Below are 24,673 nucleotides of genomic sequence, written 5' to 3' on the forward strand. Positions count from 1 at the left end.
TTGCCGCTTCGCGCGACTTCCTTGAGCTGCCGCAGCGCCTGCGGCAACTCGTTGAAGTCGAACGCCGAACAGGCGGTTTCAGGCCAGGTGTGTTGATTGCAGATCAATAATGCGCGGCGCTTAGCCCAAGGCTTTGGCCAGCGTCTGCATACCGTCTTCGTAGACTCCCTGGAACAGCTCGTGCGCCTCGTCTTCGCTGATGCCCACCGCAGTGAACTCGCCAAACCACTCCACCAGGCTACCCTGGCCATCGGCACTGACGCGCACGGTGGCGAGGTAACTGCTGATCGGGAAGGGGCTCTGCTCGATCGAGTAGGTGCAGGTGCGTGCCTGCTCATCGAAGGTTTGCATGCGCTCGACGATGATATTGCCGTCGGCGGACTTCAAGGTGCGCAGCCGACCGCCTTCGCTGATGACGCTTTCGACGATGAAGGGCAGCCATTGGGGCAAGTTATCGAAACCACCGACCAGGGCCCAGACACGGTCAGGGCTGTGGGCGGTCTTCAGGGAGGCGTGGGCGCGGGCCATGGGGGAATTTCCTGGTGGATTGAGGTGCAGGCATCGTAGACGCGTTGGGCGTCGCGGTCGAGGTCTTCGCGGCTTCAGCCAGGCCCGCCACCACGCCGCACATGCTTGACCAGCACCTTCTCCAGCAACTCCCACATCGCCGGGTCCGCGCTGAATGCCACGTTGAAACGCATCCAACCGGTAGGCCGGGCATCGACCATGAACAGCTGCCCGGGCCCGAGCATGACGCCTTGTGCCAGGGCATCGTCGAGCAGCGCGGCGCTGTCCGGGATGGCCGGGTGGCGGGTCCAGATGTACATGCCTTCGTCCGACTCGATGAACAGCTCGAAGCCCAGTCGGTGCAAATGCCTGCCCACTTCCTGGTGGGCCTCGGCCAGGCGCTGGCGCAGGCGCTTGAGGTGCTTGCGCCAGCGGCCATCGATGACCGCCGAGTACACCACCCGCTCCATCACCTGGGAGGTGGTCAGGCCAGAGCGCATCTTCAGGTGCAGCAGCTGTTGCATCAGGCTCGGCTCGGCTGCCAGGTAGCCGACCCGCACATTCGGCGAAATGCTCTTCGAATAGCTGCCCACGTACACCACCTGTTGCCGGTGGTCGAGGCTGGCCAGGCACGGCTGCGGCTCGGCGATCATGTCGGCGTAGAGGTTGTTCTCCACCAGCCGGAAGCCGTGGCGCGAGGCCAGTTGCAACAGGCGGTGCAACTGCGCCAGCGGTGTGCGCGAGCAGGTCGGGCTGTGCAGGTGCGGCTGGGTGAAGAACAGCGTCGGGCGGTGGTGCTCCAGCAGGTGCTCGAGGTGGTCCAGGTCATAGCCGGCCGGGGTACGTGGCACACCCACCAGGGTTGCGCCCTGGAAACGCAGGATGCTCATCAGGTTGGGGTAGCCGGGGTCGTCCACCAGCACCACGTCGCCCGGTTTCACCAGGGTGCGTACCGCCAGGTCCAGGGCCTGGCTGGCGCCGTGGGTGAGCATCAGCTGCGCCGGGTTGGCGACGATCGACAACTCTTGCTGCAGGTTCTGCGCGGTCAGCGCACGCAGCTCGGGCAAGCCCATCGGGTCGCCGTAGCCCGACAATTCCAAGGGGCTGCTGGCCACCTGGCGCAGGCCGCGGCGCAGACCGTCTTCGTACATCCAGTCGTTGGGCAGCCAGCCGCAGCCGGGTTTGTACGGCAGCTGGCGGGTCTCGAAGATCTGCTGCAAGTACCACTCGGAATTGAACGAGGGGCGGGCGCTGTCGGCTTCCGGGCTGGGGCTGTCGAGCAGCTCGCCCAGCGCGCGGCTGACGAAGAAGCCGGCATTGCCGCGGCTGACCAGCAGCCCCTGGGCCACCAGGCGGTCGTAGGCCTCGACCACGGTGAAGGTACTGACCGAGTAGGTCGCGGCGAAGGCGCGGATCGAGGGCACCTTGGTGCCGGGCTTTAGGGTCTGGTTGTCGATGAGTTCGCGCAGCCCCTCGATGATCTGGTTGACCAGCGGGGTAGGCGCGTCGGGATGTAGTCGCAGCATGGGGGCCTTCAGGTGTGCGTAACGCCAAGCACCTGCGGGGTGTCTCGGGTGTATTGCATTGACGGCCTGTACAGTGCAGTGCGGATTTCACACCACTGTGCATGGCTCTCTGTGTCCGACATTTTTACATTAGGTGACATATACCGCCAGTTCAGTTCGCCCGAGCGGTCCGCCTCGGGCGCGTTCAGCAGGCCGCCATGGATGGCCTGCGTGTGTCTCGCACACCTCCTGCCCGCATAGCGCTGATGTAAAGGTGAGGCCGATGACTGCGCGTTGCCGCAGGACGTCGGGGTTTCACAGTTTTTCCTTGGATAAAAAGAAGCACGGGGTACACAACTGATGGACGCAACATCTACATCCACCACCGCCGCGAAAAGCGAGCCCGAGAGCCAGCTCAACGCTGCGCTCAAGTCGCGGCACCTGACGATGATGTCGATCGCCGGGGTCATCGGCGGCGCCTTGTTCGTCGGCTCCGGCAGCGTGATCCATAGCGCCGGCCCCGCAGCGGTGCTGGCGTACCTGGCCGGTGGCATCCTGGTGGTGCTGATCATGCGCATGCTCGGCGAAATGGCCACCTCCTCGCCGGACACCGGCTCCTTCTCCACCTACGCCGACCGCGCCATCGGCCGCTGGGCCGGTTTCACCATCGGCTGGTTGTACTGGTGGTACTGGGTCATCCTGATGGCGTGGGAAGCCTACGTGGCGGGCAAGATCCTGCATGGCTGGTTTCCCGGTGTGAGTGTCAACGTGTTCGTGTTGGCCACTACCTTGGTGCTGATAACGGTCAACTTCTTCAACGTCAAGCACTATGGCGAGTTCGAGTTCTGGTTCGCACTGATCAAGGTGGTGGCGATCGTCTGCTTCCTGATCGTGTGTACTGCGGCGGTGTTCAATATCTGGCAATTCGGCGAGGTGCGCGGCATCGGTCACCTGACGTCCGAGGGTTTCATGCCCAATGGCATCACCACGGTGGTCGGGGCCTTGCTCGGGGTGATGTTCGCCTTCCTCGGCGCCGAAATCGTCACCATCGCGGCTTCCGAGTCCAAGGACCCTGCCGGGCAGATCGTCAAGGCCACCAACTCGGTGGTATGGCGGGTATGCCTGTTCTACGTGGGTTCGATCTTCCTGATCGTCTGCCTGGTGCCGTGGAACGACCCGCACCTGGGTGAGTCCGGCTATGGCGCCTACCGCCGCACCCTGGAGCTGCTGGGCGTGCCCTATGCCGAGCTGCTGATGAACTTCGTGGTGCTGACTTCGGTGAGCAGTTGCCTGATCTCCGGGCACTACACCGCTTCGCGCATGCTGTTCTCCCTTGGCCAGCGCGGTGATGCGCCGTCGTTTTTCAAGATCACCCGCGCCGGTACCGGTGTGCCGGTGTACGCGATCATGGGTTCTTGCGCGGTGGCCATCTTCTGTGCGCTGATCAACTTCAGCGAGACCCTGCGCCCGAAAGACGTGCTCGAAACCCTGATGAACACCACCGGCATGATCGCCCTGCTGGTGTACCTGGTGATCGCCTTCTCGCAACTGCGCATGCGTCGCAAGCTGCTGGCCGAGGGCAAGGAAATCCGCCTGCAGATGTGGCTGTTCCCGTGGCTGACCTATCTGGTGATCGCCTTTATCGTGGTGTGCCTGGTGGTGATGGCGTTCATGCCTGACTACCAGATCCTGGTGATTTCCACCGGCATCGCCGCTGCCGTGGTGGTGGCGATGGGCGTTGTGCACCAGGCGCGTACCAGCAAGCAGCGCTGACCCCTTCATGGGCAAGCCCGCTCCTACAGTTAACGGACTGTAGGGCGGGCTTTTTCGTCATAGAGCGTACTGTGCGATGCCGTTGCCGAACGACCAGTTCTCTTTCTTCACTTCCACCAGGTTGATGAAGACATCCTCCGGCCTGACCTGCGCCTCGTTCGCCAGCCCTTCGGCGATGGTCTTGTACAGCAACTTCTTCTGATCGACCGTGCGCCCTTCGTTGAGGGTGATCTGGATGAACACCTGCCCGTCCGAGCGGGCAATACCCAGGTACTGCGGGTCGTAGACCAGGCGTTCGCCATCGTGCTCAGTCAGCACCTGGAAGTTGTCGTGCTCAGGCACGCCGATTGCGGTTCGCATGGCCGCATAGACCACCTTGCCGAGCACCTGCACATGGTTGGGGTTGGGGTGTCGCCGGATATCGATACGCACGAGAGGCATGACGGTCTCCTGGAGAGGGGGCAACGACAGGTTGCGAAAAATAAGATAGTGACCATAATCTATTTTGACAAGCGCACCCTTCACCTTGCCCAAGGAGCCGCAACATGGCCGATTCGCTCTACCTGGAGGACCTGTCGGTCGGCGATACCTTCGTCAGCGATAGCTACCCGCTGGATGCCCAGCAGATCATCCGTTTCGCCAGTGAGTACGACCCGCAGCCGTTCCATCTGGACGATGTGCAAGCCAAGGCTTCGTTTTTCCAGGGCCTGGCCGCCAGCGGCTGGCAGACCTCGGCGATCACCATGAAGCTGCTGGTCGGTTGCCTGCCGCTGGCCAGCGGCATCATTGGCGCCAACACCGAAGTGGCCTGGCCGCAACCGACCCGTCCCGGCGACATCCTGCAGGTCACCTGCACGGTGGTCGCGATCACCCCGTCGCGCTCACGGCCGGGTCGCGCCACGGTGCGGCTCGAGGCCGTTACCGCGAACCAGCGTGGGGAAACGTTGCAGAAGATGGCGACCAACATTCTGTGCTTCGGTCGGGAGGGCTAGCGAGGTGGGGCGCTCATCGCAGCACAAGGCCCGGGAAAACCGGGCGAAGATCGTCGAGACTGCCTGTGCGATGTTTCGCGAATCCGGGGTCGAGAATGTGTCGGTCGCGCAGGTGATGGCCGCCAATGGCATGACGGTGGGCGGCTTCTACAAGCAGTTCGAGTCCCGCGATGCATTGATCGCCGAGGCCTTTGCCTTGGCCTTCGAGCAGTCCGGGCAAACCTGGAAGAACGTTTTCGCCCGAGCCGATACCAAGGCCGAGCCCCGGGCCGCTACCCTGGTGCGCCAGTACCTGCGCAACAGCACGGCCAAGCAGCGTTGCCCGTTGCTGGCTTTCGCGGTGCCGGTGGCCACGGGGGCGGTGGACGGTACTTGTGCCGACGCTTACCGGGAGGGCTCGCAGGGGTTGTTCGAGGTGTTCGTCGAGCAGATGCCCGCCGGCCAGGAACAGCAGGCGAAAGTGCTGTTCGCCGCTATGCTGGGCGCGCGCCTGCTGGCGCAGGCAGCGGGCGATGCGCCATGGGTCAAGGCCGTGGAGGCGGCGGTGAACCAGGCCGCCAGCGCCTGACCCCGGCGCTCGTCACGCCACTTCTTCCTTGTACAGGCGCATGCCGCGTGCCTTGTAGTTGGCGAGCGCGGCAGGGTGGTCCAGCGAGCAGGTATGAACCCACACCCGTCGGGTACCCGGCCAGGCCCAGGCTTGGGTGATGGCCTGGCTGAGCAGCACGCCGCCGAAGCCCTGATCGATGAATTGCGGGGCCAGGCCGAAGTAGCGGATCTCCACATCGCTGCCATCGGGCCGGTACAGCTCGAAGTAACCGGCGATGGCTCCGCGGTGGTAGCCCACCCAGGTGCGATGCCCTTCCTGTTCGACCATGGCCTGCCATTGGGCATCGCTCCAGCGGTTGAGGTCGGTCCAGTTCCAGGTGGCGCCCACCAGTTGGTAGAGGAAGCGGTTGAGCTGCGGCTGGGGGATTTCGCACTCGACGATGTGCAGGTCGTCGCGCGGTGGCTTGGCCTTCAGGTCGTTGGCGGAGGTCATCTCCAGGTAGAACGTTGTTACTGGGGTGCTCAAGGGTGTTGCTCCTGAAGGCGTTGATCCATGGGGAGGGCGGGATTGCGTCAGGCGATGAACTTCGATGTTGGCGACGGCACTGGCGAGTCATCCTGACGAAGCTCATGCAGCACCGCCACGGTGCAGACCCCCACCAGGCCGACGCTGGCCAGCACGATGTCGCCCAATAGCATGCCGGCGACCAGCAGTAACAGGCTCAGGCGAGAGAACGTTTTCATGGGGGCCTCCGAGGCGACGCCGGTTTCCTTTATGGCATAGTGCCTCACGATGCAGGCTCTAGCCTAGAGGTCAGGGCGTGGAAGCCGTTCCGGCCTGGGCAAGCCCTTGCACCCACACGAAGAAAGAAATGGTGATGGTAGGTCGCTAACAAGCCAGATTCGTTACCTGGCGGTACAGATGAAGTGAGCGCCTGGGTGTTTATCGATGCCCGGCAACGTCCTAGAGTCTTCCCCAACCGCAGCCCGTCATTCCGACCGGCCGGGACTGGAGATATTTCCATGCCTTTCATCAGCGTGCGCATCACCCGCGACGGCGTTACCCAGGACCAGAAAGCCCAAGTCATCAAGGAAATCACCGAAACCATGGAGCGTGTGCTGCACAAGGACCCCAAGCTCACCCATATCGTTATCGAGGAAGTCGACACCGATAACTGGGGCTACGCTGGCATGACCACCACCGCCTACCGCAAGCAGTTGGCCGAGGGTCAGTCATAGGGCCGTTGAGCTTGGCGGGTCGAAGCGCTCGGACAGGTCCATGCGCACATGGCGCAGGCTTGCGGTCTGCACGTGCAGAGCATGCAGCTTCTCACCGCAATAGCTGACCAGCAGCGAGCGACGCCGTGCGCCGCTGGCGTTCAGGCTGGCGGCATGCACCAGGTCGGCGTCGAATACCAGGATGTCACCTGCCAGGCCGGACATGCACATCGACCGGGCTTCGTCGATGTCGGTGTCTGGCGTGCTGGCGTCATGTCGATGGCTGCCCGGCACCAGGCGGGTAGCGCCGTTGGCCGGGCCGTAGTCATCGAGAAAGATGATCGCCAGGGCCGTGTCGCCGGGGCGCTGCCCGCACAGGTCACGGTGCAGGGCCTGGTGGCCATGACCGGGAAGCGGTTCGCGGCCTTCCACCTGGGACAGGAAAAAGCGCTCGCCAATCAGTTCGCCCGCTGCCGCCAGCAGCGCGGGCAGGCGGCACAGCGCCTGCACTTGCGGGGCCAGGTCCAGCGCCGCATGACGCCAGCCCGCACCCCGTGGCACGGGCCATTGCGAATTGGCCAGCACCCCGTCATCGAACGCGCCGCGCAAGGCTGGCAGCCAGTCGCCTGGCGTCGCTTCACGCAGGAGGATGTAGCCGTCTCGGTGCAACAGGTGAGGGTCGTTCATGCTTGGCTCGCAGTCCGTGCGCAAGCGCTGATGGTGCCCCAGCCCAATCCGCGCGCCAAGGGGGTGCTCAGGACACCGGGCCTTTGAGCAGCGCCTTGAGCGAGGCATCGAACTGGCGCAGGGCATCGGCCTGGATCACTCGTTCCTCAGCCAGTTGGCGCAGCAGGTTGGCGTTGCCGACATCCTTGCGTGCCACGCCTTCGGCGCGGCCTATGTAGGTCAGCTGGTCGTCGAAGAAGCGTGCCACCACACTGGCCTGGATCGCCTGGTCTTCGGCACTTGCCAACTGGCTCTGGGCATCGAGCAGCACGATCACGTCGGGGCGGTCGGCCAGCAGGGTGTCGAGGTCTTCGTAGAAGGTCACCTCGGTGAATGCCTGGCCCAGCGAGCGTGCCAGCCAGTCATAGGCCTGGTTGCCGGACAGGGTCGTTACCGGAGTGCCTTGGCCCTCGGCAGCTGGCGCCTGGTCTCGGTGGCGTTGCAGGTAGTCGAGCGTGGCGGCGGCGTTGCGCCCGAGCAGTACCGCGACTTTCTGGCCCTGATCCAGGCTCACATTGGACAGTTCGGTCGCGCCGTAGAGGTGGCCAGCAGGTTGTGCACCGGCCGGGCTGGCTTGTGTCGCGCAGCCACCGAGTGCGGCAAGCAGGGCCATCAGGGCGGCGATCATGCCGGTTTTCATGGTGCAGGCCTCGAGCAGGATGGGGATGTGGCTATCTTCCTCGCGCCCGCAGTGCCGTGGAACTTGAAGCTGAACATGGTGGCTATTGATGGAATCAATGGGCCACGTAGCTCACTCGCCCAGCCGTTGCTCACGCGACGGCGGGTAGCCGAAATAAGCGGCGTAGCATTTGCTGAAGTGCGACACCGAGACGAAGCCGCAGGCCACCGCCACTTCCATCACCGACAGGTCCGAATACTGCAACAGGCGGCGGCTCTTGGTGATACGCAGCTCCATGTAGTAGCGCCGCGGCGAGGTACCCAACTGGGCCTGGAACAAGCGGTCGATCTGGCGCCGCGAGCGCCCGCTGTAGGCGGCCAGCTGGTCGAGGCTCAGGGTTTCCTCCAGGTTGTTCTCCATCAGCTCGACGATGGTGCGCAGTTGCAGGCTCATCGACTTTTTCGCTCCCGGCCCCACCTGACGGTAGCGTGCGCCGGAGAACGAGAGGATTTCCTCCACGCCTTCGGCCAGGGCATCGCCATGCAGGCGGCGCACCAGCCCTAGCATCAATTCCATCGCGCCATTGGGGCTGGCGGCACTGAGGCGGTCGCGGTCGAGGGTGAAGCTGGCGGGGGTGATGCGCGTCTGCGGGCTGCGTTCGGCCAGGCTGGCGCGCTGCTCGGGGTGGATGCTGCAACCATAGTCGCCCAGCACCCCGGCGCGCCCCAGGAACCAGGCGCCATTCCACAGCCCCCCCAAGGCCATGCCCTGGGCGGCGCAGTCGGCCAGCAGGCGGTCGAGCTCGGGGTATTTCAGCGGGGTGCGCAGGCCACCGCAGATCACCAGCAAGTCAGGTGCCTGGACGGCACCGAGGTCCAGCGGGGTGGCGAACAGCTCCAGGCCCAGGTCGCTCAGGACCCGGTCGCCGGCCAGCGACAGCGGGGTGGAGGCGAAACTCTCGGCACGCAGCAGGTTGGCGGTGACCAGCACGTCCATGGCCACGGTGAAGCTGGCCATCGAGAAGTGCTCCAGCAGCACGAAGTCAACCTGGTAGGGCGCTTGCGCCTGGCTGGCGCCGGGCTTGAGCCGCAGCATGTTGGTGGTGCTGGTCTTCTTGCTGAACTGACGTGGCGTGGGCACTGCGGACTCCGTTTCCTTCGCTGGCCGGTGGAGTGTGCTGTGAGTCATGGGGAAACACAATGCGGCTGACCGGGGAGGGTGGCCGAGCGCTGCACCGCGAAGGGGCCAATGCATCGGGCTGGCCCGAAAAGTGCGCATCCACGGGCTGCCCAGGCCTTGGCTCAAACCGTCATGTCCTTGAATCAAGGAAGAAAATGGAGCCTGGCATGGATCTTGTTGGTTGCATGTCAACTTGGATACAAGATGGAACTCACACCATGCACTCATTCCCTCTCACCCTGACAGGTTGGCTCGATGCGTACCGTAACGGTGCAGCACCCTCCGACCTGTTGGGCAACCTGCTGGCCAGCCTCGACGAGCAAGACACCGCCTGGATCAGCCGCGCCAGCGAAGCGCAGTTGCACGCCCAACTGGACCGCCTGGCCCAGGCGCTGGCTGAACACGGCGGCAACCTCGATGCCTTGCCTCTTTACGGCGTTCCGTTCGCCATCAAGGACAACATCGATGCCGCCGGTTGGCCGACCACCGCCGCCTGCCCAGCCTTCAGTCAGGTGGCCGATGCCAATGCCACGGTGGTGACGCGCTTGTGCGCAGCGGGGGCCGTGCTGGTAGGCAAGACCAACCTCGACCAGTTCGCCACCGGCCTGGTCGGCACCCGCTCGCCCTATGGCGCCGTGCCTAACAGCTTCGACCCGGCCTATGTCAGCGGTGGCTCGAGCTCTGGTTCGGCCAGCGTAGTCGCCCGCGGCCTGGTGGCGTTCTCGCTTGGCACCGACACTGCGGGTTCCGGCCGTGTACCGGCAGGCTTCAACAATATCGTCGGGCTCAAGCCGACCAAGGGCTGGCTGCCCAACACCGGCCTGGTGCCGGCGTGCCGTACCCTCGATTGCATCTCGATCTTCGCGTTGACCGTCGCCGATGCCCAGGCCGTGGCCCGCATTGCCGCAGGCTTCGATGCCGCCGACCCGTACTCGCGCCGCAACCCGCAGCGTGCCCCGGTGGCCATCGGCAATGCGCCGAAGCTGGCGGTGCCGGATGTGCTGGAGTTCTTCGGCGACCGGCAGAACCAGACGGTGTTCGAGCAAGCCGTGGCCACGTTGCGCGAGCAGGGCGCAAGCGTTACCGCGATCGACTTCAGCCCCTTCCGTGAGCTGGCCGAAGAGTTGTACTACGGCCCCTGGGTCGCCGAACGCACCGTGGCCACCGAAGGCGTGGCGGCCGAGGACATGGACCCGGTGGTGCGCGGCATTGTCGCCAACGGCCACCAATACAGCGCCTGCGATACCTTCAAGGCCGAATACCGCCGCGCCGCCCTGGCGCGTCGTATCGAGGCCGCCCTGGAGGGCTTCGATGCCCTGGTGGTGCCGACTTCCCCTACCCACCGCACCCAGGCCGAAATGGCCGAGGAGCCGGTGCTGTTCAACAGCCAGTTCGGCATCTACACAAACTTCACCAACCTTGCCGACCTCAGCGCCCTGGCGCTGCCGGCAGGCCTGCGTGCCGACGGCCTGCCCAGCGGCATCACACTGATTGCCCCGGCCTGGCACGACCAGGCGCTGGCCGACCTCGGCCAGCGCTGGCAACGCGCCGTGGCTCTGCCTCTGGGCGCCACCGGGCAACCCTGGGGCGCGGTCGCGCCAGCCGCGCAATCAGGCGACTGCGTACGAGTGGCGGTCGTCGGGGCACACCTGACCGGGATGCCGCTCAACCACCAGCTCATCAGCCGCGACGCGGTGCTGGTGGAGCAAACCTTCACCAGCACCGACTACCGTCTCTACGCCCTGGAAGGCACGGTGCCGCCCAAGCCGGGCCTGGCCCGCGCCCAGGATGGCAGCGCGATCATCGTCGAGGTGTGGGACATCCCCGTGGCGCGCTTCGGCGAGTTCGTCGCCGAGATCCCGCCGCCGCTGGGCATCGGCAACCTGCAACTGGCCGACGGGCGCTGGGTCAAAGGCTTCATCTGCGAACCGCTGGCCCTGGGCAATGCCCGCGATATCACCAGCTTCGGCGGCTGGCGCGCCTTCATCGCGGCGCAGGCCGCCCGTCCAACCCAGGCCTAACGCACGTTCAGCACCGCACGGGTTAGCGGTTGGAGGATGCCCGAATGCAAGTGATCGACCCCACGCGAGGCCCTAAGCCGCGCCCGGAAAACCTGGTGGAGCAGATCTATGCCCGGCTCAAGGAGGATATCTTCGAGTTCCGCCTGATTCCGGGGGATCGCTTCAGCGAGGGCGAGGTGGCCGAGCGCATGCAGGTCAGCCGCACTCCGGTGCGCCAGGCGCTGCATCGCCTGGAACGCGAGGGTTACCTGGACGTGCTGTTTCGCAGTGGCTGGCAGGTGCGGCCGTTCGACTTCAAGCATTTCGAGCAGTTGTACGACGTGCGCATCGTTTTCGAGATGGAGGCTGTGCGCCGCCTCTGCGAGCGCCCCGAGGGTGAGCTGCCGGTGCAATTGGCGGCGCTGCGCGAAGTCTGGCATGTGCCGGTGGAACAACGCCGGGAGGATGGCCGCGAAGTCTCACGGCTGGACGAGCATTTTCACTGCCAATTGGTGGAGGCGGCGGGCAATACCGAGATGGCCCGGCTGCACGCCCAGGTGAGTGAGCAGATCCGCATCATTCGTCGCCTGGACTTCACCCAGGCGCAACGGGTGCACCTGACCTACGAGGAACACGCCAGCATCCTCCAGGCGATTCTCGACCGACGCAGTGACGCCGCCCAACAGCAGTTGCGCGCGCACATCGAGGTGAGCAAGGCCCAGGTGCATACCATCACCCTGCACATGCTGCAAAGCACGCGGGAGCGGGCGACGGCGGGCGGCGCCTGAGCGGCCGCAACATCCAAATGAACCCTCATCGCCCAGCGCAGCCCAACCCAATACATGTCTACAGGAGAACGTCATGGAATTGGGTCTTTTCTGGATCGTCATCGCGGCTGTGGTCATTCTGCTGGAGATCCTCGCGATCTGGCACATCATCGGCAGCGACCGGCGTGCCGAGCGCAAGATGCTCTGGGTGGTGTTCGTGGTCTACGCACCTTTCCCTGGCCTGCTGTTCTGGGCCTGGCGTGGGCCGCGGGCAGTGAAGGGCAGGGCGGTACTGGAAGAGAAGTAAAAAGCGGGCGGGTGGCTAGCCGGATAGCGCTGCATGCCCTGTCGTCTGCCTGGCTCGGAAAAACCTTTCCGGGTAGGTAGAATCCCCGGCTTTCTCGCCCCGAGCCAAGCCGATGCCCGCCGCTAACCTGGAACTGCTGCCCGCCGACCTCGAGCACGCGGGCATCATCCGCAATCTCTACCAGTTCTATGCCTATGAGTCTTCGGACTGGGAGGCCGAGGACGTGGAGGTCGATGGGCGTTTCTACGTACACGACGCGCATATGGACCGCTACTGGCAAAGCCCCGGCTGGAGCGCCAGTTTGGTGCTGGTCGACGGCTTCATCGCGGGGTTCGTCCTGGTCGAGCGTAGCGAGCTGCCCGGCATCGACGGCTTGGAGCTGGCCGACCTGTTCATTCTCAAGCGTTACCGGCGCCAGGGCATCGGTCTTGCCGTTGCGCGCCAGTTGTTGTGCCGGGGCGAATGCGACTGGCTGCTGCGCTGCTATCGCGAAGACGGCCCTGCCGTGGCCTTCTGTCAAGCGCTGGTCGCCGACCTGCCGCGCTCTGTAAGTTCGATTGCACTGGACGACGACCCAGGGTTGCTGAACTTCCTGATTACCCCCGCACGTCACTGAATCGTTTGGGTAGGGTCCTGGACAAGTTTTTTTGTGACCCCTTTCACAAAAGCCCAAGCTAAACGGCATAATGCCATTATTCCGATTTGCTTCTGCAGGTTCAGGTAACCCCCATGTCGTTCGTCACCAACCCCGACATCATGTACCGGCTGTTGATCCAGAGCGTGGCGGACTACGCCATCTACATGCTCACCCCCGAAGGTATCGTCGCCAATTGGAACCCCGGCGCCGAGCGGGCCAAGGGCTATACGTCAGGGGAAATCGTTGGCCAGCACTATTCGTTGTTCTACAGCGAAATGGAGCGCAAGGCCGGGGTGCCGACGCAGAACCTGGAGCTGGCGCGCAACACGGGGCGTTTCGAGGAACAAGGCTGGCGCCTGCGCAAGGATGGGTCGGCGTTTCGCGCCCACGTGGTGATCGAGGCGGTCTACGACGAGGGCCGCCTGGTGGGCTTCGCCAAGGTCACCCGCGATATCTCCGAACGCCACCGCTACGAACTGGAGCTGTTGCAGGCCAAGGAGCTGGCCGAGCAATACAGCCAGGAAATGAGCACGCTGTCGCGCTTTCTCGACTCGGTGATCGCCAATATTCCCGCCTCGGTCATCGTCCAGGACCTCGATACCCAGCGCATCCTGCTGGCCAACCAGCACGCCGAGCGGCTGTTCGGTGGCGAGGGGGCGAGCATGATCGGTGCATTGCCAGCGCAATGCGTGGTGCCGTCGGCCGCCGAGTTCCTTGGCCAGCAGCTCACGCGTGGCGCGCGTTCGAGCAAGGGCTACATGGACGAGACCCGCGTCGACACCGCCTGCGGCCCGCGTACCCTGCGCAGCCGCGCGCTGCTCAGCCAGAACCGCGAAGGGCAGGCCGACTATGTGCTGTTCATCGCCGAAGACGCCACCGAGGAGCTGGCCGCCCACGCGCAGATCCACCACATGGCGCACCATGACGCGCTCACCGGTTTGCCCAACCGCACGCTGTTCCATGAGCGCCTCAAGCAGGCACTGGGCCGCGGCGCGGACACCGACAAGCTGACCGCCACCCTGTGCCTGGACCTGGACAACTTCAAGAACATCAACGACTCGCTGGGCCATGCCTTCGGCGACAAGCTGCTGCGCGCCCTGGGCAAGCGCCTGCGTCGCGAGCTGCGCGAGCACGACACCCTGGCCCGGCTTGGCGGTGACGAGTTCGCCGTGGTGCTGGGCGGCCTGGACAGCCGCGAGGCGGCCTGCAACACCGCCCAACGGTTGATCGATGCGGTCTGCCCGCCGTTCCACATCGAGGGGCACCAGTTCTCCGTCGGCGTGAGCATCGGCATTGCCTTTGCCCCCGAAGACCACGACCAGGCCGAACAACTGCTCGGCTATGCCGACATGGCGCTGTACGAAGCCAAGCGCAACGGACGCAATCGCTACGAATGCTTCAACGTCGAACTGGACGTCGCTGCGCGTCAGCGCCGCCTGGTGGAAACCGACCTGCGCACCGCCCTGCACATGGGCCAGTTGCAGTTGCACTACCAGCCGGTGGTGGACCAGCAGAGCAACAGCGTGACGGGCTACGAGGCCTTGCTGCGCTGGGAGCACCCGACCCGTGGCATGGTCATGCCGATGGATTTCATCCCCATCGCCGAGGAAACCGGGCTGATCCACGAGTTGGGTGCCCGCGCGCTGAACCTGGCGTGCCAGGAAGCGGCCAGTTGGGAAGGCGAGAAGACCGTTTCGGTGAACCTGTCACCGGTGCAGTTCAAGAATGCCGGGCTGGTCAACACCGTCGCCCTGGCGCTGTCCGATTCGGGGCTGGCGCCGCAGCGTCTGGAGCTGGAAATCACCGAGTCGGTGCTGCTGGGCAACAGCGACGAGAATGTGCGCACCTTGCGGGCGTTGAAAGACCTGGGCGTGTCGATTTCCCTGGATGACTTTGGTACCGGCTATTCGTCGCTGGGCTACCTGCGTTCGTTCCCCTTCGACCGTATCAAGATCGACAAGTCGTTCGTCCACGACATGTGCGACAGCCGCGAGGCGATGTCGATCATCCGCGCCATCACCGAGCTGTCCAACAGCCTGATGATCAAGACCACCGCCGAGGGCGTGGAGTCGGCCGAGCAGATGGAACGTCTGGCAGCCGAAGGCTGCTCGCACTTCCAGGGCTACCTGTATGGAAGGCCCGCACCGGCCAGCCAACGCTTGAAGGAAGTGACGGTCGCCCCGCGCGGGTGAATTGCAGCTATTGCCCTGGGCGGGTTTATCAACCCGCCCGAACTCTTCTAGAATCGGGTTTACCTGCCGACTCGAGAAGCCCATGACCTCCAGTACCCCGTTGTCCGGCGTCAACCAGCCTTTGCGGGGCATCGTCCTGGTGGTGCTGGCCACCTTCCTGTTCGCCAGCCACGACGCACTGTCGAAGTTCCTCGGCGGGTTGTACCCGGTGATCATGGTGGTGTGGGTGCGCTATGTGGTGCACACCGTGCTGATGGCCGGGATCTTCATGCCCAAGGCCGGGTTTGCCGTGTTGCGCACCCGCAAGCCGCTGTTGCAGACCTTGCGCGCCTTGAGCCTGCTCAGCACCAGCCTGCTGTTCACCGCTGGCCTGCAATATCTGCCGCTGGCCGAGGCCACGGCCGTCAACTTCCTTGCCCCGGTGCTGGTCACCGCCTTGTCGGCGCCGCTGCTCAAGGAACGTGTCAGCGTCGGGCAATGGGTGGCGGTGGTGATGGGCTTCATCGGCGTGTTGGTAGTGGTGCACCCGGGCGGGGCGATGTTCACCCCGCAGATCCTGTTCCCCTTCGGCTCGGCGTTGGGGTTCTGCTTCTACCAATTGCTGACCCGCGTGGTCGCGGCCTACGACAGCCCGACCACCAGCAACTTCTACGCCGGCCTGTGCAATACCCTGGTGATGACCGCGCTGGTGCCGTTCTTCTGGCAGACCCCGCAATGGGAGCACGTGCCGCTGATGCTGGCCTTGGGCGGCTGCGGCATGACTGCGCACCTGCTGCTGACCAAGGCCTTCCGCCACGCCGCACCGGCCTTGCTGGCGCCGTTCGGCTATTGCCAGATCGTCTTTGCCGGGTTGCTTGGGCTGCTGGTGTTCGGCCATGCGCCAGACACCATCAGCTTGCTGGGCATCGTGATCATCTGCCTGAGTGGCTTGGGCGCGGCCTGGATGCAGCGTGGCAAGTGAGGCTGGCTTATCGCTTGTCCCGTTCCAGCGACTTCCACAGTTCAAGCATGGTCTGGTTGCTGTTGCCCACCGAGCGAAATGACCAGATCTCCAACTCGGCACTCCACTGCGGGCCACCCGCGTGTACCAGCCGGCCCGCCGCCAATTCTTCTTCGACCGCCGATTCCGGCAGCCAGGCGACGCCATAGCCCTCGCGTGCCATGCGCATCAGGTGCATGGCCATGTCCGCTTCATGGCAGCGCTTGAGCGTGGTCCCCTGCGCCTGCAATGCCATGTCGGCCACGCGGCCCAGGAATGACGTGGCGGTGTAGGCCAGGTATGGGATGGGGGCATTGGCCGAGCCAGGCAGCGCGAACAGTGGCTTGCCCTCGGCATCCGGCGCCGACACTGGAAAGAACGCATCGCTGCCCAGGCGCAGGCCAATGAATTTGTCGGGGTCCAGGATGATCGGTGCGCGCGGGTGGCTGTAGCCGATCATCAGGTCGCAGCCACCCTCGGCCAGAGCGATCACCGCTTCTTGCACGTTGGCCGCCAGCACGCGCGCATTGAAGTAGCCATAGCGGCGCTGGAAGCCGGCAAACCACTTGGGCACGAAGGTCATCGACAAGGTATGTCCAGCCACCACCTGAATCGACCGCCCCGGCATGCGTTCGCCCCGGCGTAACGCCGAGCGCAGTTCCAGGAACACCGCCAGGGCATCGCGACCCTCGTCGCAAAAGGTCTGGCCGGCCTTGGTCAGTTGCACCGGATAGGTGCCACGGTCGACCAGCTCCACGCCGACCCAATCCTCCAGCGAGCGGATACGCCGTGACAACGCCGATTGAGTGATGCAGCGCAATTGCGCAGCGCGAGAGAAGTTCTTGGTCTGGGCGATCGCCAGCAGGTCATCGATCCATTTGGTTTGCATGCAAGGCTCGGCTGCGAAGGGAAGGGCGTCCCATCATGCCGGGCCGCGCCAGGAAAACTATGACGATTGTGCATGGAACTATGGCGCATCCTCATCAACTGTCTAGGCCCGTCGTCGTAGCCTTCCCACAAGCCCCGACTTGGGGTGGCACACGACAGAAAGGGGTCGCCATGAACAACAACAAACTACCGCGGTACATCGCCGTCGCCATCGTGCTCGGCATCGTCGTCGGCTGGGGTTGCAACACCTATGCCGGTTCGCCGCAGGCCGCCAAGGAGATCGCTGGCTACTTCAGCCTGGTCACCGATATTTTCCTGCGCATGATCAAGATGATCATCGCGCCACTGGTGTTCGCCACGCTGGTGGCAGGCATCAGCAGCCTCGGCAGCTCGGGGGCGGTGGGACGCATTGGCCTGCGCGCGATGCTCTGGTTCGCCAGCGCCTCGGTGTTCTCATTGGCCCTGGGCATGCTGCTGGTCAACATCTTCCAGCCTGGCGCCGACCTGCACCTGGGCGTTGCCCAGGTACAGTCGAGCAGTGCGGTGCCGGTCAATGCTGGTGACTTCAGCCTCAAGACTTTCATCAGCCATGTGTTCCCACGCAGCATCGCCGAGGCCATGGCTAACAACGAGATCCTGCAGATCGTGGTGTTCTCGCTGTTCTTCGGCCTGGCGCTGGCGTTCGTGCGCCAACAGGGCAACCCGCGCATTGGCGAGTTGGTCGACGAACTGGCCAAGGTGATGTTCCGCATCACCGACTACGTGATGCTGTTCGCGCCGATCGGCGTGTTCGCCGCCCTGGCGGCAGCGGTCACCACCCAAGGCATTGGCCTGTTGCTGGACTATGGCAAGCTGATCGGCCAGTTCTACATCGGCATCGTACTGCTGTGGTTGGTGCTGTTCACCGTGGGCTATGCGTTCCTCGGCCGCCCGGTGTTCACCTTGGGCCGGTTGATCCGCGAGCCGGTGCTGCTGGCGTTTTCTACAGCCAGTAGCGAGTCGGCCTACCCCAAGACCATCGATGCGCTGGAGAAATTCGGTGCCTCCAAGCGTGTGTCCAGCTTCGTCCTGCCGCTGGGCTACTCGTTCAACCTCGACGGCTCGATGATGTACCAGGCCTTCGCCATCCTGTTCATCGCCCAGGCCTATGGCATCGAGCTGAGCTTCACCCAGCAGGTGCTGATCCTGCTGACCTTGATGGTGACCAGCAAGGGGATGGCGGGTGTGGCGCGAGCCTCGGTCGTGGTGGTGGCGGCCACGCTGCCCATGTTCAACCTGCCCGAGGCCGGGTTGCTACTGATCCTGGCCATCGACCAGTTCCTCGACATGGGCCGCACTGCGACCAACGTGGTAGGCAACAGCATCGCCACGGCGGTGATCGCCAAGCTTGAGGGCCGCAGTACCGCGCAACCGCACGCTGCAGCGCAGGCCGCCTGATGAACGTACCTGTGACGGCTTCTCGTACCCTGGGTATCGTCGGTGGCCTGGGCGCACTGGCGGGCGGCGACCTGTTCCTGAAGTTGCTCAAGAGCGAGCCGTTGCTCGCCGAGCAGGGCCGCTATCACCTGCTGTTCGAGCAGCACCCCTTCAAGGACCTGGCCTTGCCGCTGGCGGCCGATGCCAACATGACCTCGCGCAAGCTCTATGTGTTCCAGGCCTGCCAGGGGTATGCGCGAGCCGGTGCCGATGCCGTGCTGGTGCCATGCTTCGCCAGTCACACCTTCCTCGAGGAGCTGCGCGCCGAGCTCGAGATTCCGGTCATCGACCTGATGGCGGCGTTGCAAGCGCGGGTGCATGAGCTGGTCGAGCCCGGTACGCGCCTGGGCGTGCTGGCATCGGACTACGTGCGTGCAAGCGGGCTGTTCGAGCGCTGCTTTGCCGACGCCTACCCGGTGGTATACCCCGCTTGCGAGCATCAGGCCGCGCTGATGGAGGCGGTGTACGGCAGTGCAGGCATAAAGGCCGGGCATCTCGATGGCCTGGCGTTGGAGCGGGTGCACCAGGCCTGCCTGGATCTCGAGCGTCAAGGCGCGCACCTGCTGCTGCCGGGCATGACCGAGTTGTCGTTGGTCGCTGGCGACCTGCACAGACGCGGGGTGCGCTGTCTCGATGCCAACCAGGTCTACGCCCAAAGCGCCACGCTTGCTGAGCCCACCACTGCTGCCGCACCCTTCAAACTGGGGATCGTCGGGGGTGTTGGCCCGGCGGCGACGGTTGATTTCATGGGCAAGGTGGTGAGGCACACGCCGGCTGGGCGTGATCAGGAGCACATCAAGATGGTGGTCGAGCACAACCCGCAGATCCCCGACCGCACCGCAAACCTGCTACGCAACGAGCGCGATCCGACGGTTGCCCTTTATGCGACCTGCAAACGGCTGGAGTGCGAAGGGGCAATGGCAATTGCTATTCCCTGCAACACGGCGCATGCCTATGTCGAGCGTATCCAGGAGCACCTGCAGGTGCCGATCGTCAACATGCTCAGCGAGACCGTCGCGTTTATCTGTCGCACGTATGGCTCTACCGCTTCGGTGGGGCTGCTGGCGACCTCCGGAACACTGGCCAGTGGCGTTTACCACGCGGCCGCTCGGCGCGCGGGCTTGTCTTTGTTGGTACCCGACGAGGCGGCACAGGCCTTGGTGATGCAGGCGATCTATGGTGAGCGAGGGGTGAAGGCCGGGTATACCGAAGGGCCGTGCCGAGAGGATCTGTTGGCGGCGGCTGCGCAATTGGTGCGGCAGGGAGCGAGGGTGTTGATTCTGGGCTGCACGGAATTGCCGTTGATCCTGGCCCAGGCCGACGACGTCGTCGTGGGCGATGCCAGCGTAGCGCTGGTGGACCCGACCCAGGTACTGGCTCAGCGCTGCGTGGCCCTGGCACTTCAAGGGCCAGGGCTGTCAATCGAGCCCAGGCCACAGCGGCGAGAAGGTCTCAGGCTCCCTCCTTGGCGATCCAGCGCAGTAACGCCGCAATCGGCACGCGGTGGCTGACCTCGCTTCGTGCGACAGGGCTGCCGGGCCGGTATTGCTCGCGATAGCGGCTGATCACCAGGCTATGGCCATCGTCCGATAGCCGGGCCTCCAGCTCGTGCACCCGCAAGGGTTGGCTTGGTGCGCTTTCGTGGCGCTGGAACAGCATCAGCCGGGCGTCGTTCATGGTTGACGCTCCTCGCTGCATTGGAGGGTGCCTGCTGCACCGGCCTTGCCCTCGGCCACCCGCTCGACGCGCCGTTGCGCCTGGGCATCGCGTAGCGCCTGGTAGTAATCCGGCAGTTGGCGCAGCGCATCGGTCAGTGGTAGCGCCTCGGCGCGGCCATCGACGACGCCACCGACGGTTGCCGCGGTACCCATCGCCTCGACCGTGTCGCTGCTGCCCAGTGGGTCGACGGCAAAGCTCAACGCCTGGCCCAGTGCGTCGCGGGTGTTGTGCGAGCCCAGCAGCGGCAGCTCGACGATCGGCCCGTCGGCAATGTTCCACACGCCGAAGGTCTGGCCGAAGTCGGACTCGTGGCGCTCCAGGCCCATGCGCCCGGAAACGTCCACCAGGCCAGCCACGCCGAGCGTGGTGTTGAAGATGAAGCGGGTCAGGGTGGTCAACGAGCGCTCGCCGTTACCTTGCAGCACGTCGTTGATAAATACCTTGGGCTCGCCGAAGTTGGCGGCGAAGTTGTGTACGCCCGCCTGTACGAACCCAGGCAGCGCGGTATAGCCACGGGCGACCGGTGCCAGTACGTAGTCGTCCAGGGTGCGGTTGAAGGCGAACACGCCGCGGTTTACCCGCTCGGCCGGGTCGCTTACCTGCACCACGCAGGACGAGGGCGGGCGCTGGCTGCAACCGCCGGCGGCAAGCAGAGAAAAGGCCAGGGCAGCAGCCCGGCGAGAGGGAAACGAGGCGAACAGGGAGGCGGGCATAGAACACTTCCAGAAGTAAGAACTGGCGCTGATGCTGCCGTGTGATTCTTGCTTGCGGATGTCCGGTTTATCTCGGTTTTGCAGCTTTGTTTCCCGGTTGAAATATATGACGGCGCAGGCGCGATGGTCTTAAATAGCCGCTCATGTTCCTGCCTGCGGTGCCCTGTTGTGAGCCATTTGCTGATTGTCGACGATGATGTCGAGGTGCTCGACCTGCTACAGAAATTCCTTTGCCAGCATGGCTACGAAGTCTCCGTGGCCAGCGACGGGGCAGGGCTGTGGCGGGCGCTCGAACAGCGCGTGCCGGACCTGGTGATCCTCGATGTCATGTTGCCCGGTGACAGCGGCCTGGTGCTGTGCCAGCGGCTGCTGGCTGAGCACAAGGTGGCGGTGATCATGCTCACTGCCATGGGCGAACTGAGCGACCGGGTGGTTGGCCTGGAGCTTGGCGCCGACGACTACCTGACCAAGCCCTTCGCCGCCCGCGAGCTGCTGGCCAGGGTGCGGGCGGTATTGCGCCGGGCCGGCGAGACGCCTGGGCCGGCCCAGGGCAACCCGCGCAGCACCCTGGTGTTCGCCGGCTGGCAGCTGGATGTGGTACGACGCGAACTGCGTTCGCCCGACCAGGTGATGATCCCGCTGACCAATGGCGAGTTCGAATTGCTGCTGGTGTTCGCCGAGCACCCGCGGCGGGTGCTCAGCCGCCAGCAGTTGCTCGACCTGGCCCGCGGCAAGGCGCACGAGGCCTATGACCGCAGCATCGATGTGCAGGTCAGCCGCCTGCGCCAGAAGCTCGAGCACGACAAGGGCGCCGAGCCGTTGATTCGCACGCTGCGCAATGTCGGTTACCTGTTCACCCCCACGGTGGTGAAGCGATGAGCGGGCTTGCCTGGGTGCGCCTGCGGCTGCGTCGACCGAGGATGACCATCGCCCGCTGGATCGCCCTGACCACCCTCAGCGCGATGCTGGTGCTGCTGGCGCTGAAGTGGGCCTCGAACCTGCTGGTAGGTACCTGGGCACAGCCGCCGTTGATGCAAAGTGGCCTGATCGAGCGGATGGCCAGCGTCACCCGGATGCTTGAAGCGGCGCCCGTGGCATTGCGCCCGGAACTGGCGCGCGCGGCGGGCGACCCTGCGTACACCGCGCAATGGTTCGCCAAGTGGGCGGACACCGGCATGCCGGCGCTCGATGAGCCTGAGTTTCGCGACGGCACGCCGCTGCTTCGCCGCCTGCTGAATCGACCGCAGGCCCAGGTACTGGCCTATGAGCCTGCCGACCTGCCGGAACAGGCCGCAGGCAGTGGCTACGCGCTGATGATCGAACTCTCGGACCGATCCTGGGTGTTGTTTCGCGCTTCATCGCGCAGCTGGGGCCTGGACGGTTGGGCGCGCACCTTGGTGGTATTCGCCCTGATGCTCGCCTCGAGCGTCGGCGTGGCATTGCTCGCGACCCGTTACCTGGCAAGGCCCCTTGAACGTTTCGCCGAGGGCGCGCGGCGCTTCGGCAAGGACTTCAACGCCCCCCCCATCCCAGTGGTCGGCCCCCACGACCTGCGCCAGGCGATCCTGGCGTTCAACGCCACACAGGCCCAGCTCAAGCATTTTCTCAACGACCGCACGCAGATGCTCGCGGCGATCTCCCACGACCTGCGCGCCCCGCTGACACGCTTGCGCCTGCGCGCCGAGTTCATCGATGACCCGCAATTGCAGGCCAAGCTGTTCAAGGACGTGGACGAGATGCAGGTGATGGTCAACGCCGCCCTGGAGTTCTTCCGCGATGACGCGCGCCTGGAGCAGACCACCGCGTTCGACCTGGGTGGCTTGCTGCACACCGTGGTGGACGACTTCAAGGATGCCGGCGCGTGCGTGGTCTTCAGCAACCCGCAGCGCTGTGTGTACGTGGGGCGGCCGGTGGGCATCCGGCGGGTGCTGGTGAACTTGATCGACAATGCGCTCAAGTATGCGGGTGAGGCGGTGGTGGAATTGCGGGTCCAGACCGACCAGGTGCAGATCCTTGTGCTGGACCGTGGTCCAGGTATTCCCCCGGCGTTGCAGGAGCAGGTATTCGCGCCGTTCTTTCGCATCGAAGGTTCGCGCAACCCGCAAACCGGTGGGGTGGGCCTGGGGTTGCCCGCTGCGCGGGCGATCGTGCTGGAGCAGGGCGGCAGCGTGACCTTGCGCAACCGTCGTGAAGGCGGGCTGGAGGCCCGGGTAGTGTTGCCGATGGGGTAAGGCCCTGCGCCGGAGCGCAGGGCCTGGGGCTTGTCAGAAGCCGAAGTCGCTCAGCCCTGGGTGGTCGTCAGGGCGGCGGCCCAGCGGCCAGCGGAACTTGCGGTCTTCTTCCTTGATCGGCATTTCGTTGATGCTGGCGTGGCGGTTCTGCATCAGGCCGTCGGCGGCGAACTCCCAGTTCTCGTTGCCGTAGGCGCGGAACCACTGGCCGCTGTCGTCGCGGTACTCGTAGGCATAGCGCACCGCGATGCGGTTCTCGGTAAAGGCCCAGAGTTCCTTGATCAGGCGATATTCGAGCTCGCGGTTCCATTTGCGGGTGAGAAAGGCCTGGGCCTCTTCGCGGTTTGTGGCGAAGTCGACACGGTTGCGCCAGCGGGTATCGGTGGTATAGGCCAGTGCGACTTTTGCGGCATCGCGGCTGTTCCAGCCATCCTCGGCCAGGCGTACTTTCTCGATGGCGGTTTCACGGGTGAACGGCGGCAGCGGGGGACGGGACATGCTCGGTACTCCTTGGGTATCGGCCCGGTTGCGGGCTGTGATCTGAAGGGGGTGTCGGTCGCGATCCGTGAGAAGAAGGTTAGCCGTGGGGGGATGGGTTGGGAATGCGCAAGAATGGCAGTTCATAATTGCGCGGCGAGAAATGCTGAGGTCAGGGGCCGTACCACCGCCGTCTGCTCACGAAGGGGTCAATCCCACGCCGGCGCCAGCCCCTTCGGACTGACTTCCCGTCCATTGCGCTCCAGCGTTTCGATCTGCGCCAGGTCCTCGTCATCCAGGCGCAAGCCCTGGGCGAGCAGGTTGCTGGCCAGGTTCTCGCGCTTGGTCGAGGAAGGGATCACCGCATAACCCAGCTGCATGGCCCAGGCCAGGGCCACCTGGGCCACGGTGGCCTTGTGCTTGGCCGCGATCTTGGCCAGCAACGGGTCGTTGAGCACCTTGCCGTAGGCCAGGGTCATGTAGGAGGTGACGGTAATGCCCTGCTGTTTGAGGAAATCCGCCAGCTTGCGGTTCTGCAGGTAAGGGCTCAGCTCGATCTGGTTGGTGGCGATCTCGCCCTGGCCGACCACGTCTATGGCCTGGCGGGTCAGTTCGATATTGAAGTTGGAGATGCCGATCTGGCGGGTCAGGCCGAGCTTTTTGGCATCAGCCAGGGCGCTCATGAATTCGCGCAGTTCGACGCCGTTACCGGGCGCCGGCCAGTGGATCAGGGTCAGGTCGACATAATCGGTGCGCAGCTTGGCCAGACTCTCGCGCAGGCTGGGCACGAGCTTGTCGGCGGCATAACTGTCGGTCCAGATCTTCGTGGTGATGAACAGATCCTTGCGCGGTACGCCGCTTTCGGCGATGGCCTGGCCGACTTCGGCCTCGTTCTTGTAGATCTGCGCGGTATCGATGGTCCGGTAACCCAGCGCCAGCGCCGATTTCACCGAATCAATGACGGTTTGGCCGGTGAGGCGGAAGGTGCCGAGGCCGAACAGGGGAATGCTCATGAAGTGTCTCCTGGTGAGGGTGGAAAAGAGGGATTCGATTTTTCGAGTGCCCAGCAGTGTGAAGGTTTCCAGCTCTGTGATTAAGGCGTGGCCGGGGCAAGGTCTTTTGCCTTGGCGTCAGGAATGGCAAGGGATTGCCCATGCCAGCGCAACGCAGGCCAATGCCGGGGCTGGCTGTTTGCTATGATGCGCCGCCCCGCACGGCA

The 24,673-nt window shown here is 64.6% G+C and carries 27 protein-coding genes; 14 read left to right on the forward strand and 13 right to left on the reverse strand.

The genetic code is table 11. The features are described 5' to 3' along the window. Nucleotides 1–120 precede the first annotated feature (120 nt). Nucleotides 121–528 carry an SRPBCC family protein gene (locus RAC97_RS05675; RefSeq protein WP_375097803.1) on the reverse strand — a complete coding sequence of 136 codons (408 nt, stop codon included), beginning with the start codon at nucleotides 526–528 and terminating at the stop codon, nucleotides 121–123. A 74-nt stretch (nucleotides 529–602) separates the two neighbouring features. After that, nucleotides 603–2,033: a PLP-dependent aminotransferase family protein gene (locus RAC97_RS05680; RefSeq protein ID WP_375097804.1), complete on the reverse strand. Its 1,431-nt coding sequence runs from the start codon at nucleotides 2,031–2,033 to the stop codon at nucleotides 603–605. Between the two features lie 339 nt (nucleotides 2,034–2,372). Here RAC97_RS05680 and RAC97_RS05685 point away from each other — a divergent pair, with 339 nt between their 5' ends. Further along, nucleotides 2,373–3,785, forward strand: coding sequence for an amino acid permease (locus RAC97_RS05685; RefSeq protein WP_375097805.1), 1,413 nt, complete (start codon nucleotides 2,373–2,375; stop codon nucleotides 3,783–3,785). A gap of 57 nt (nucleotides 3,786–3,842) precedes the next feature. Here the strand turns inward: RAC97_RS05685 and RAC97_RS05690 are convergent, their stop codons facing one another. Continuing rightward, complete coding sequence (locus RAC97_RS05690; protein ID WP_375097806.1) at nucleotides 3,843–4,226, reverse strand: tautomerase family protein; 384 nt, start codon at nucleotides 4,224–4,226, stop codon at nucleotides 3,843–3,845. Nucleotides 4,227–4,330: 104 nt separating this feature from the next. On the opposite strand from RAC97_RS05690, the gene RAC97_RS05695 reads away from it, so the two are divergent. Together RAC97_RS05695 and RAC97_RS05700 are read left to right on the forward strand one after the other, a co-directional pair. Next, nucleotides 4,331–4,777, forward strand: a complete 447-nt coding sequence (locus RAC97_RS05695) for a MaoC family dehydratase (protein ID WP_375097807.1) — start codon at nucleotides 4,331–4,333, stop codon at nucleotides 4,775–4,777. Nucleotides 4,778–4,781: 4 nt separating this feature from the next. Then, nucleotides 4,782–5,345, forward strand: coding sequence for a TetR/AcrR family transcriptional regulator (locus tag RAC97_RS05700; RefSeq protein WP_375097808.1), 564 nt, complete (start codon nucleotides 4,782–4,784; stop codon nucleotides 5,343–5,345). Between the two features lie 12 nt (nucleotides 5,346–5,357). On the opposite strand, the gene RAC97_RS05705 is transcribed toward RAC97_RS05700, so the two are convergent. After that, nucleotides 5,358–5,819 carry a GNAT family N-acetyltransferase gene (locus RAC97_RS05705; RefSeq protein ID WP_375097874.1) on the reverse strand — a complete coding sequence of 154 codons (462 nt, stop codon included), beginning with the start codon at nucleotides 5,817–5,819 and terminating at the stop codon, nucleotides 5,358–5,360. 80 nt (nucleotides 5,820–5,899) lie between these two features. Beyond that, nucleotides 5,900–6,070, reverse strand: a complete 171-nt coding sequence (locus tag RAC97_RS05710) for a hypothetical protein (RefSeq protein WP_375097809.1) — start codon at nucleotides 6,068–6,070, stop codon at nucleotides 5,900–5,902. A 279-nt stretch (nucleotides 6,071–6,349) separates the two neighbouring features. On the opposite strand from RAC97_RS05710, the gene RAC97_RS05715 reads away from it, so the two are divergent. Continuing rightward, the gene (locus tag RAC97_RS05715; protein ID WP_375097810.1) at nucleotides 6,350–6,565 is read left to right on the forward strand and encodes a 4-oxalocrotonate tautomerase family protein; all 216 of its coding nucleotides are present in this window, start codon (nucleotides 6,350–6,352) and stop codon (nucleotides 6,563–6,565) included. On the opposite strand, the gene RAC97_RS05720 is transcribed toward RAC97_RS05715, so the two are convergent. From RAC97_RS05720 to RAC97_RS05730, 3 genes are all read right to left on the reverse strand, one after another. Then, the gene (locus RAC97_RS05720; protein WP_375097811.1) at nucleotides 6,560–7,231 is read right to left on the reverse strand and encodes a phytanoyl-CoA dioxygenase family protein; all 672 of its coding nucleotides are present in this window, start codon (nucleotides 7,229–7,231) and stop codon (nucleotides 6,560–6,562) included. The two genes, RAC97_RS05715 and RAC97_RS05720, sit on opposite strands and share 6 nt — an antisense overlap. A 67-nt stretch (nucleotides 7,232–7,298) precedes the next feature. Next, the gene (locus RAC97_RS05725; protein WP_375097812.1) at nucleotides 7,299–7,910 is read right to left on the reverse strand and encodes a hypothetical protein; all 612 of its coding nucleotides are present in this window, start codon (nucleotides 7,908–7,910) and stop codon (nucleotides 7,299–7,301) included. 111 nt (nucleotides 7,911–8,021) lie between these two features. After that, on the reverse strand, nucleotides 8,022–9,029 hold the full coding sequence (locus tag RAC97_RS05730; RefSeq protein WP_375097813.1) for a GlxA family transcriptional regulator: 1,008 nt from the start codon (nucleotides 9,027–9,029) through the stop codon (nucleotides 8,022–8,024). 257 nt (nucleotides 9,030–9,286) lie between these two features. Between RAC97_RS05730 and atzF the strand changes: the two genes are divergently transcribed. From atzF to RAC97_RS05760, 6 genes are all read left to right on the forward strand, one after another. After that, the gene (gene atzF, locus RAC97_RS05735; RefSeq protein ID WP_375097814.1) at nucleotides 9,287–11,089 is read left to right on the forward strand and encodes an allophanate hydrolase; all 1,803 of its coding nucleotides are present in this window, start codon (nucleotides 9,287–9,289) and stop codon (nucleotides 11,087–11,089) included. A 44-nt stretch (nucleotides 11,090–11,133) separates the two neighbouring features. Then, nucleotides 11,134–11,856, forward strand: coding sequence for a GntR family transcriptional regulator (locus tag RAC97_RS05740; RefSeq protein WP_375097815.1), 723 nt, complete (start codon nucleotides 11,134–11,136; stop codon nucleotides 11,854–11,856). A gap of 73 nt (nucleotides 11,857–11,929) precedes the next feature. Further along, nucleotides 11,930–12,142 (forward strand): PLDc N-terminal domain-containing protein, encoded by a 213-nt coding sequence (locus RAC97_RS05745; protein ID WP_375097816.1) that lies wholly within the window; start codon nucleotides 11,930–11,932, stop codon nucleotides 12,140–12,142. Nucleotides 12,143–12,254: 112 nt separating this feature from the next. Continuing rightward, a complete protein-coding gene (locus tag RAC97_RS05750; RefSeq protein WP_375097817.1) occupies nucleotides 12,255–12,758 on the forward strand; it encodes a GNAT family N-acetyltransferase in 504 nt (167 codons plus the stop codon). A gap of 113 nt (nucleotides 12,759–12,871) precedes the next feature. Next, complete coding sequence (locus RAC97_RS05755) at nucleotides 12,872–14,971, forward strand: EAL domain-containing protein (RefSeq protein WP_375097818.1); 2,100 nt, start codon at nucleotides 12,872–12,874, stop codon at nucleotides 14,969–14,971. An 82-nt stretch (nucleotides 14,972–15,053) separates the two neighbouring features. Continuing rightward, entirely contained in the window at nucleotides 15,054–15,932 is an 879-nt protein-coding gene (locus RAC97_RS05760) for a DMT family transporter (RefSeq protein ID WP_375097819.1), read from the forward strand. Between the two features lie 7 nt (nucleotides 15,933–15,939). Here the strand turns inward: RAC97_RS05760 and RAC97_RS05765 are convergent, their stop codons facing one another. Beyond that, nucleotides 15,940–16,839, reverse strand: coding sequence for a LysR substrate-binding domain-containing protein (locus RAC97_RS05765; protein ID WP_375097820.1), 900 nt, complete (start codon nucleotides 16,837–16,839; stop codon nucleotides 15,940–15,942). Nucleotides 16,840–17,009: 170 nt separating this feature from the next. Between RAC97_RS05765 and RAC97_RS05770 the strand changes: the two genes are divergently transcribed. Together RAC97_RS05770 and RAC97_RS05775 are read left to right on the forward strand one after the other, a co-directional pair. Continuing rightward, nucleotides 17,010–18,275 carry a dicarboxylate/amino acid:cation symporter gene (locus RAC97_RS05770; RefSeq protein ID WP_375097821.1) on the forward strand — a complete coding sequence of 422 codons (1,266 nt, stop codon included), beginning with the start codon at nucleotides 17,010–17,012 and terminating at the stop codon, nucleotides 18,273–18,275. After that, complete coding sequence (locus tag RAC97_RS05775; RefSeq protein WP_375097822.1) at nucleotides 18,275–19,825, forward strand: amino acid racemase; 1,551 nt, start codon at nucleotides 18,275–18,277, stop codon at nucleotides 19,823–19,825. The genes RAC97_RS05770 and RAC97_RS05775 overlap by 1 nt, the downstream gene beginning before the upstream one ends. On the opposite strand, the gene RAC97_RS05780 is transcribed toward RAC97_RS05775, so the two are convergent. Together RAC97_RS05780 and RAC97_RS05785 are read right to left on the reverse strand one after the other, a co-directional pair. Next, nucleotides 19,767–19,991 (reverse strand): hypothetical protein, encoded by a 225-nt coding sequence (locus tag RAC97_RS05780; RefSeq protein ID WP_375097823.1) that lies wholly within the window; start codon nucleotides 19,989–19,991, stop codon nucleotides 19,767–19,769. The genes RAC97_RS05775 and RAC97_RS05780 overlap by 59 nt on opposite strands. After that, complete coding sequence (locus RAC97_RS05785; RefSeq protein ID WP_375097824.1) at nucleotides 19,988–20,746, reverse strand: VacJ family lipoprotein; 759 nt, start codon at nucleotides 20,744–20,746, stop codon at nucleotides 19,988–19,990. Before RAC97_RS05785 ends, RAC97_RS05780 begins: the two co-directional genes overlap by 4 nt. Before the next feature lie 168 nt (nucleotides 20,747–20,914). Between RAC97_RS05785 and RAC97_RS05790 the strand changes: the two genes are divergently transcribed. Next, the gene (locus tag RAC97_RS05790; RefSeq protein ID WP_375097825.1) at nucleotides 20,915–21,625 is read left to right on the forward strand and encodes a response regulator; all 711 of its coding nucleotides are present in this window, start codon (nucleotides 20,915–20,917) and stop codon (nucleotides 21,623–21,625) included. Further along, on the forward strand, nucleotides 21,622–22,977 hold the full coding sequence (locus RAC97_RS05795; RefSeq protein WP_375097826.1) for an ATP-binding protein: 1,356 nt from the start codon (nucleotides 21,622–21,624) through the stop codon (nucleotides 22,975–22,977). The genes RAC97_RS05790 and RAC97_RS05795 overlap by 4 nt, the downstream gene beginning before the upstream one ends. A gap of 33 nt (nucleotides 22,978–23,010) precedes the next feature. Here RAC97_RS05795 and RAC97_RS05800 read toward each other — a convergent pair whose 3' ends face one another. Together RAC97_RS05800 and dkgB are read right to left on the reverse strand one after the other, a co-directional pair. After that, nucleotides 23,011–23,475, reverse strand: a complete 465-nt coding sequence (locus tag RAC97_RS05800; protein WP_375097827.1) for a DUF1348 family protein — start codon at nucleotides 23,473–23,475, stop codon at nucleotides 23,011–23,013. A 188-nt stretch (nucleotides 23,476–23,663) separates the two neighbouring features. Next, nucleotides 23,664–24,467 carry a 2,5-didehydrogluconate reductase DkgB gene (gene dkgB, locus RAC97_RS05805; protein WP_375097828.1) on the reverse strand — a complete coding sequence of 268 codons (804 nt, stop codon included), beginning with the start codon at nucleotides 24,465–24,467 and terminating at the stop codon, nucleotides 23,664–23,666. Nucleotides 24,468–24,673 lie beyond the last annotated feature (206 nt).

This window comes from Pseudomonas sp. LS_2 (assembly GCF_042709235.1).
Lineage (GTDB): Bacteria > Pseudomonadota > Gammaproteobacteria > Pseudomonadales > Pseudomonadaceae > Aquipseudomonas.

Excerpts from the sequence above, each read along its gene's own strand:
- RAC97_RS05675 (WP_375097803.1), bottom strand. The coding sequence starts at position 528 with ATGGCCCGCGCCCACGCCTCCCTGAAGACCGCCCACAGCCCTGACCGT.
- RAC97_RS05680 (WP_375097804.1), bottom strand. The coding sequence starts at position 2,033 with ATGCTGCGACTACATCCCGACGCGCCTACCCCGCTGGTCAACCAGATC.
- RAC97_RS05685 (WP_375097805.1), top strand. The coding sequence starts at position 2,373 with ATGGACGCAACATCTACATCCACCACCGCCGCGAAAAGCGAGCCCGAG.
- RAC97_RS05690 (WP_375097806.1), bottom strand. The coding sequence starts at position 4,226 with ATGCCTCTCGTGCGTATCGATATCCGGCGACACCCCAACCCCAACCAT.
- RAC97_RS05695 (WP_375097807.1), top strand. The coding sequence starts at position 4,331 with ATGGCCGATTCGCTCTACCTGGAGGACCTGTCGGTCGGCGATACCTTC.
- RAC97_RS05705 (WP_375097874.1), bottom strand. The coding sequence starts at position 5,819 with ATGACCTCCGCCAACGACCTGAAGGCCAAGCCACCGCGCGACGACCTG.
- RAC97_RS05710 (WP_375097809.1), bottom strand. The coding sequence starts at position 6,070 with ATGAAAACGTTCTCTCGCCTGAGCCTGTTACTGCTGGTCGCCGGCATG.
- RAC97_RS05715 (WP_375097810.1), top strand. The coding sequence starts at position 6,350 with ATGCCTTTCATCAGCGTGCGCATCACCCGCGACGGCGTTACCCAGGAC.
- RAC97_RS05720 (WP_375097811.1), bottom strand. The coding sequence starts at position 7,231 with ATGAACGACCCTCACCTGTTGCACCGAGACGGCTACATCCTCCTGCGT.
- RAC97_RS05725 (WP_375097812.1), bottom strand. The coding sequence starts at position 7,910 with ATGAAAACCGGCATGATCGCCGCCCTGATGGCCCTGCTTGCCGCACTC.
- atzF (WP_375097814.1), top strand. The coding sequence starts at position 9,287 with ATGCACTCATTCCCTCTCACCCTGACAGGTTGGCTCGATGCGTACCGT.
- RAC97_RS05740 (WP_375097815.1), top strand. The coding sequence starts at position 11,134 with ATGCAAGTGATCGACCCCACGCGAGGCCCTAAGCCGCGCCCGGAAAAC.
- RAC97_RS05745 (WP_375097816.1), top strand. The coding sequence starts at position 11,930 with ATGGAATTGGGTCTTTTCTGGATCGTCATCGCGGCTGTGGTCATTCTG.
- RAC97_RS05750 (WP_375097817.1), top strand. The coding sequence starts at position 12,255 with ATGCCCGCCGCTAACCTGGAACTGCTGCCCGCCGACCTCGAGCACGCG.
- RAC97_RS05755 (WP_375097818.1), top strand. The coding sequence starts at position 12,872 with ATGTCGTTCGTCACCAACCCCGACATCATGTACCGGCTGTTGATCCAG.
- RAC97_RS05760 (WP_375097819.1), top strand. The coding sequence starts at position 15,054 with ATGACCTCCAGTACCCCGTTGTCCGGCGTCAACCAGCCTTTGCGGGGC.
- RAC97_RS05765 (WP_375097820.1), bottom strand. The coding sequence starts at position 16,839 with ATGCAAACCAAATGGATCGATGACCTGCTGGCGATCGCCCAGACCAAG.
- RAC97_RS05770 (WP_375097821.1), top strand. The coding sequence starts at position 17,010 with ATGAACAACAACAAACTACCGCGGTACATCGCCGTCGCCATCGTGCTC.
- RAC97_RS05775 (WP_375097822.1), top strand. The coding sequence starts at position 18,275 with ATGAACGTACCTGTGACGGCTTCTCGTACCCTGGGTATCGTCGGTGGC.
- RAC97_RS05780 (WP_375097823.1), bottom strand. The coding sequence starts at position 19,991 with ATGAACGACGCCCGGCTGATGCTGTTCCAGCGCCACGAAAGCGCACCA.
- RAC97_RS05785 (WP_375097824.1), bottom strand. The coding sequence starts at position 20,746 with ATGCCCGCCTCCCTGTTCGCCTCGTTTCCCTCTCGCCGGGCTGCTGCC.
- RAC97_RS05795 (WP_375097826.1), top strand. The coding sequence starts at position 21,622 with ATGAGCGGGCTTGCCTGGGTGCGCCTGCGGCTGCGTCGACCGAGGATG.
- RAC97_RS05800 (WP_375097827.1), bottom strand. The coding sequence starts at position 23,475 with ATGTCCCGTCCCCCGCTGCCGCCGTTCACCCGTGAAACCGCCATCGAG.
- dkgB (WP_375097828.1), bottom strand. The coding sequence starts at position 24,467 with ATGAGCATTCCCCTGTTCGGCCTCGGCACCTTCCGCCTCACCGGCCAA.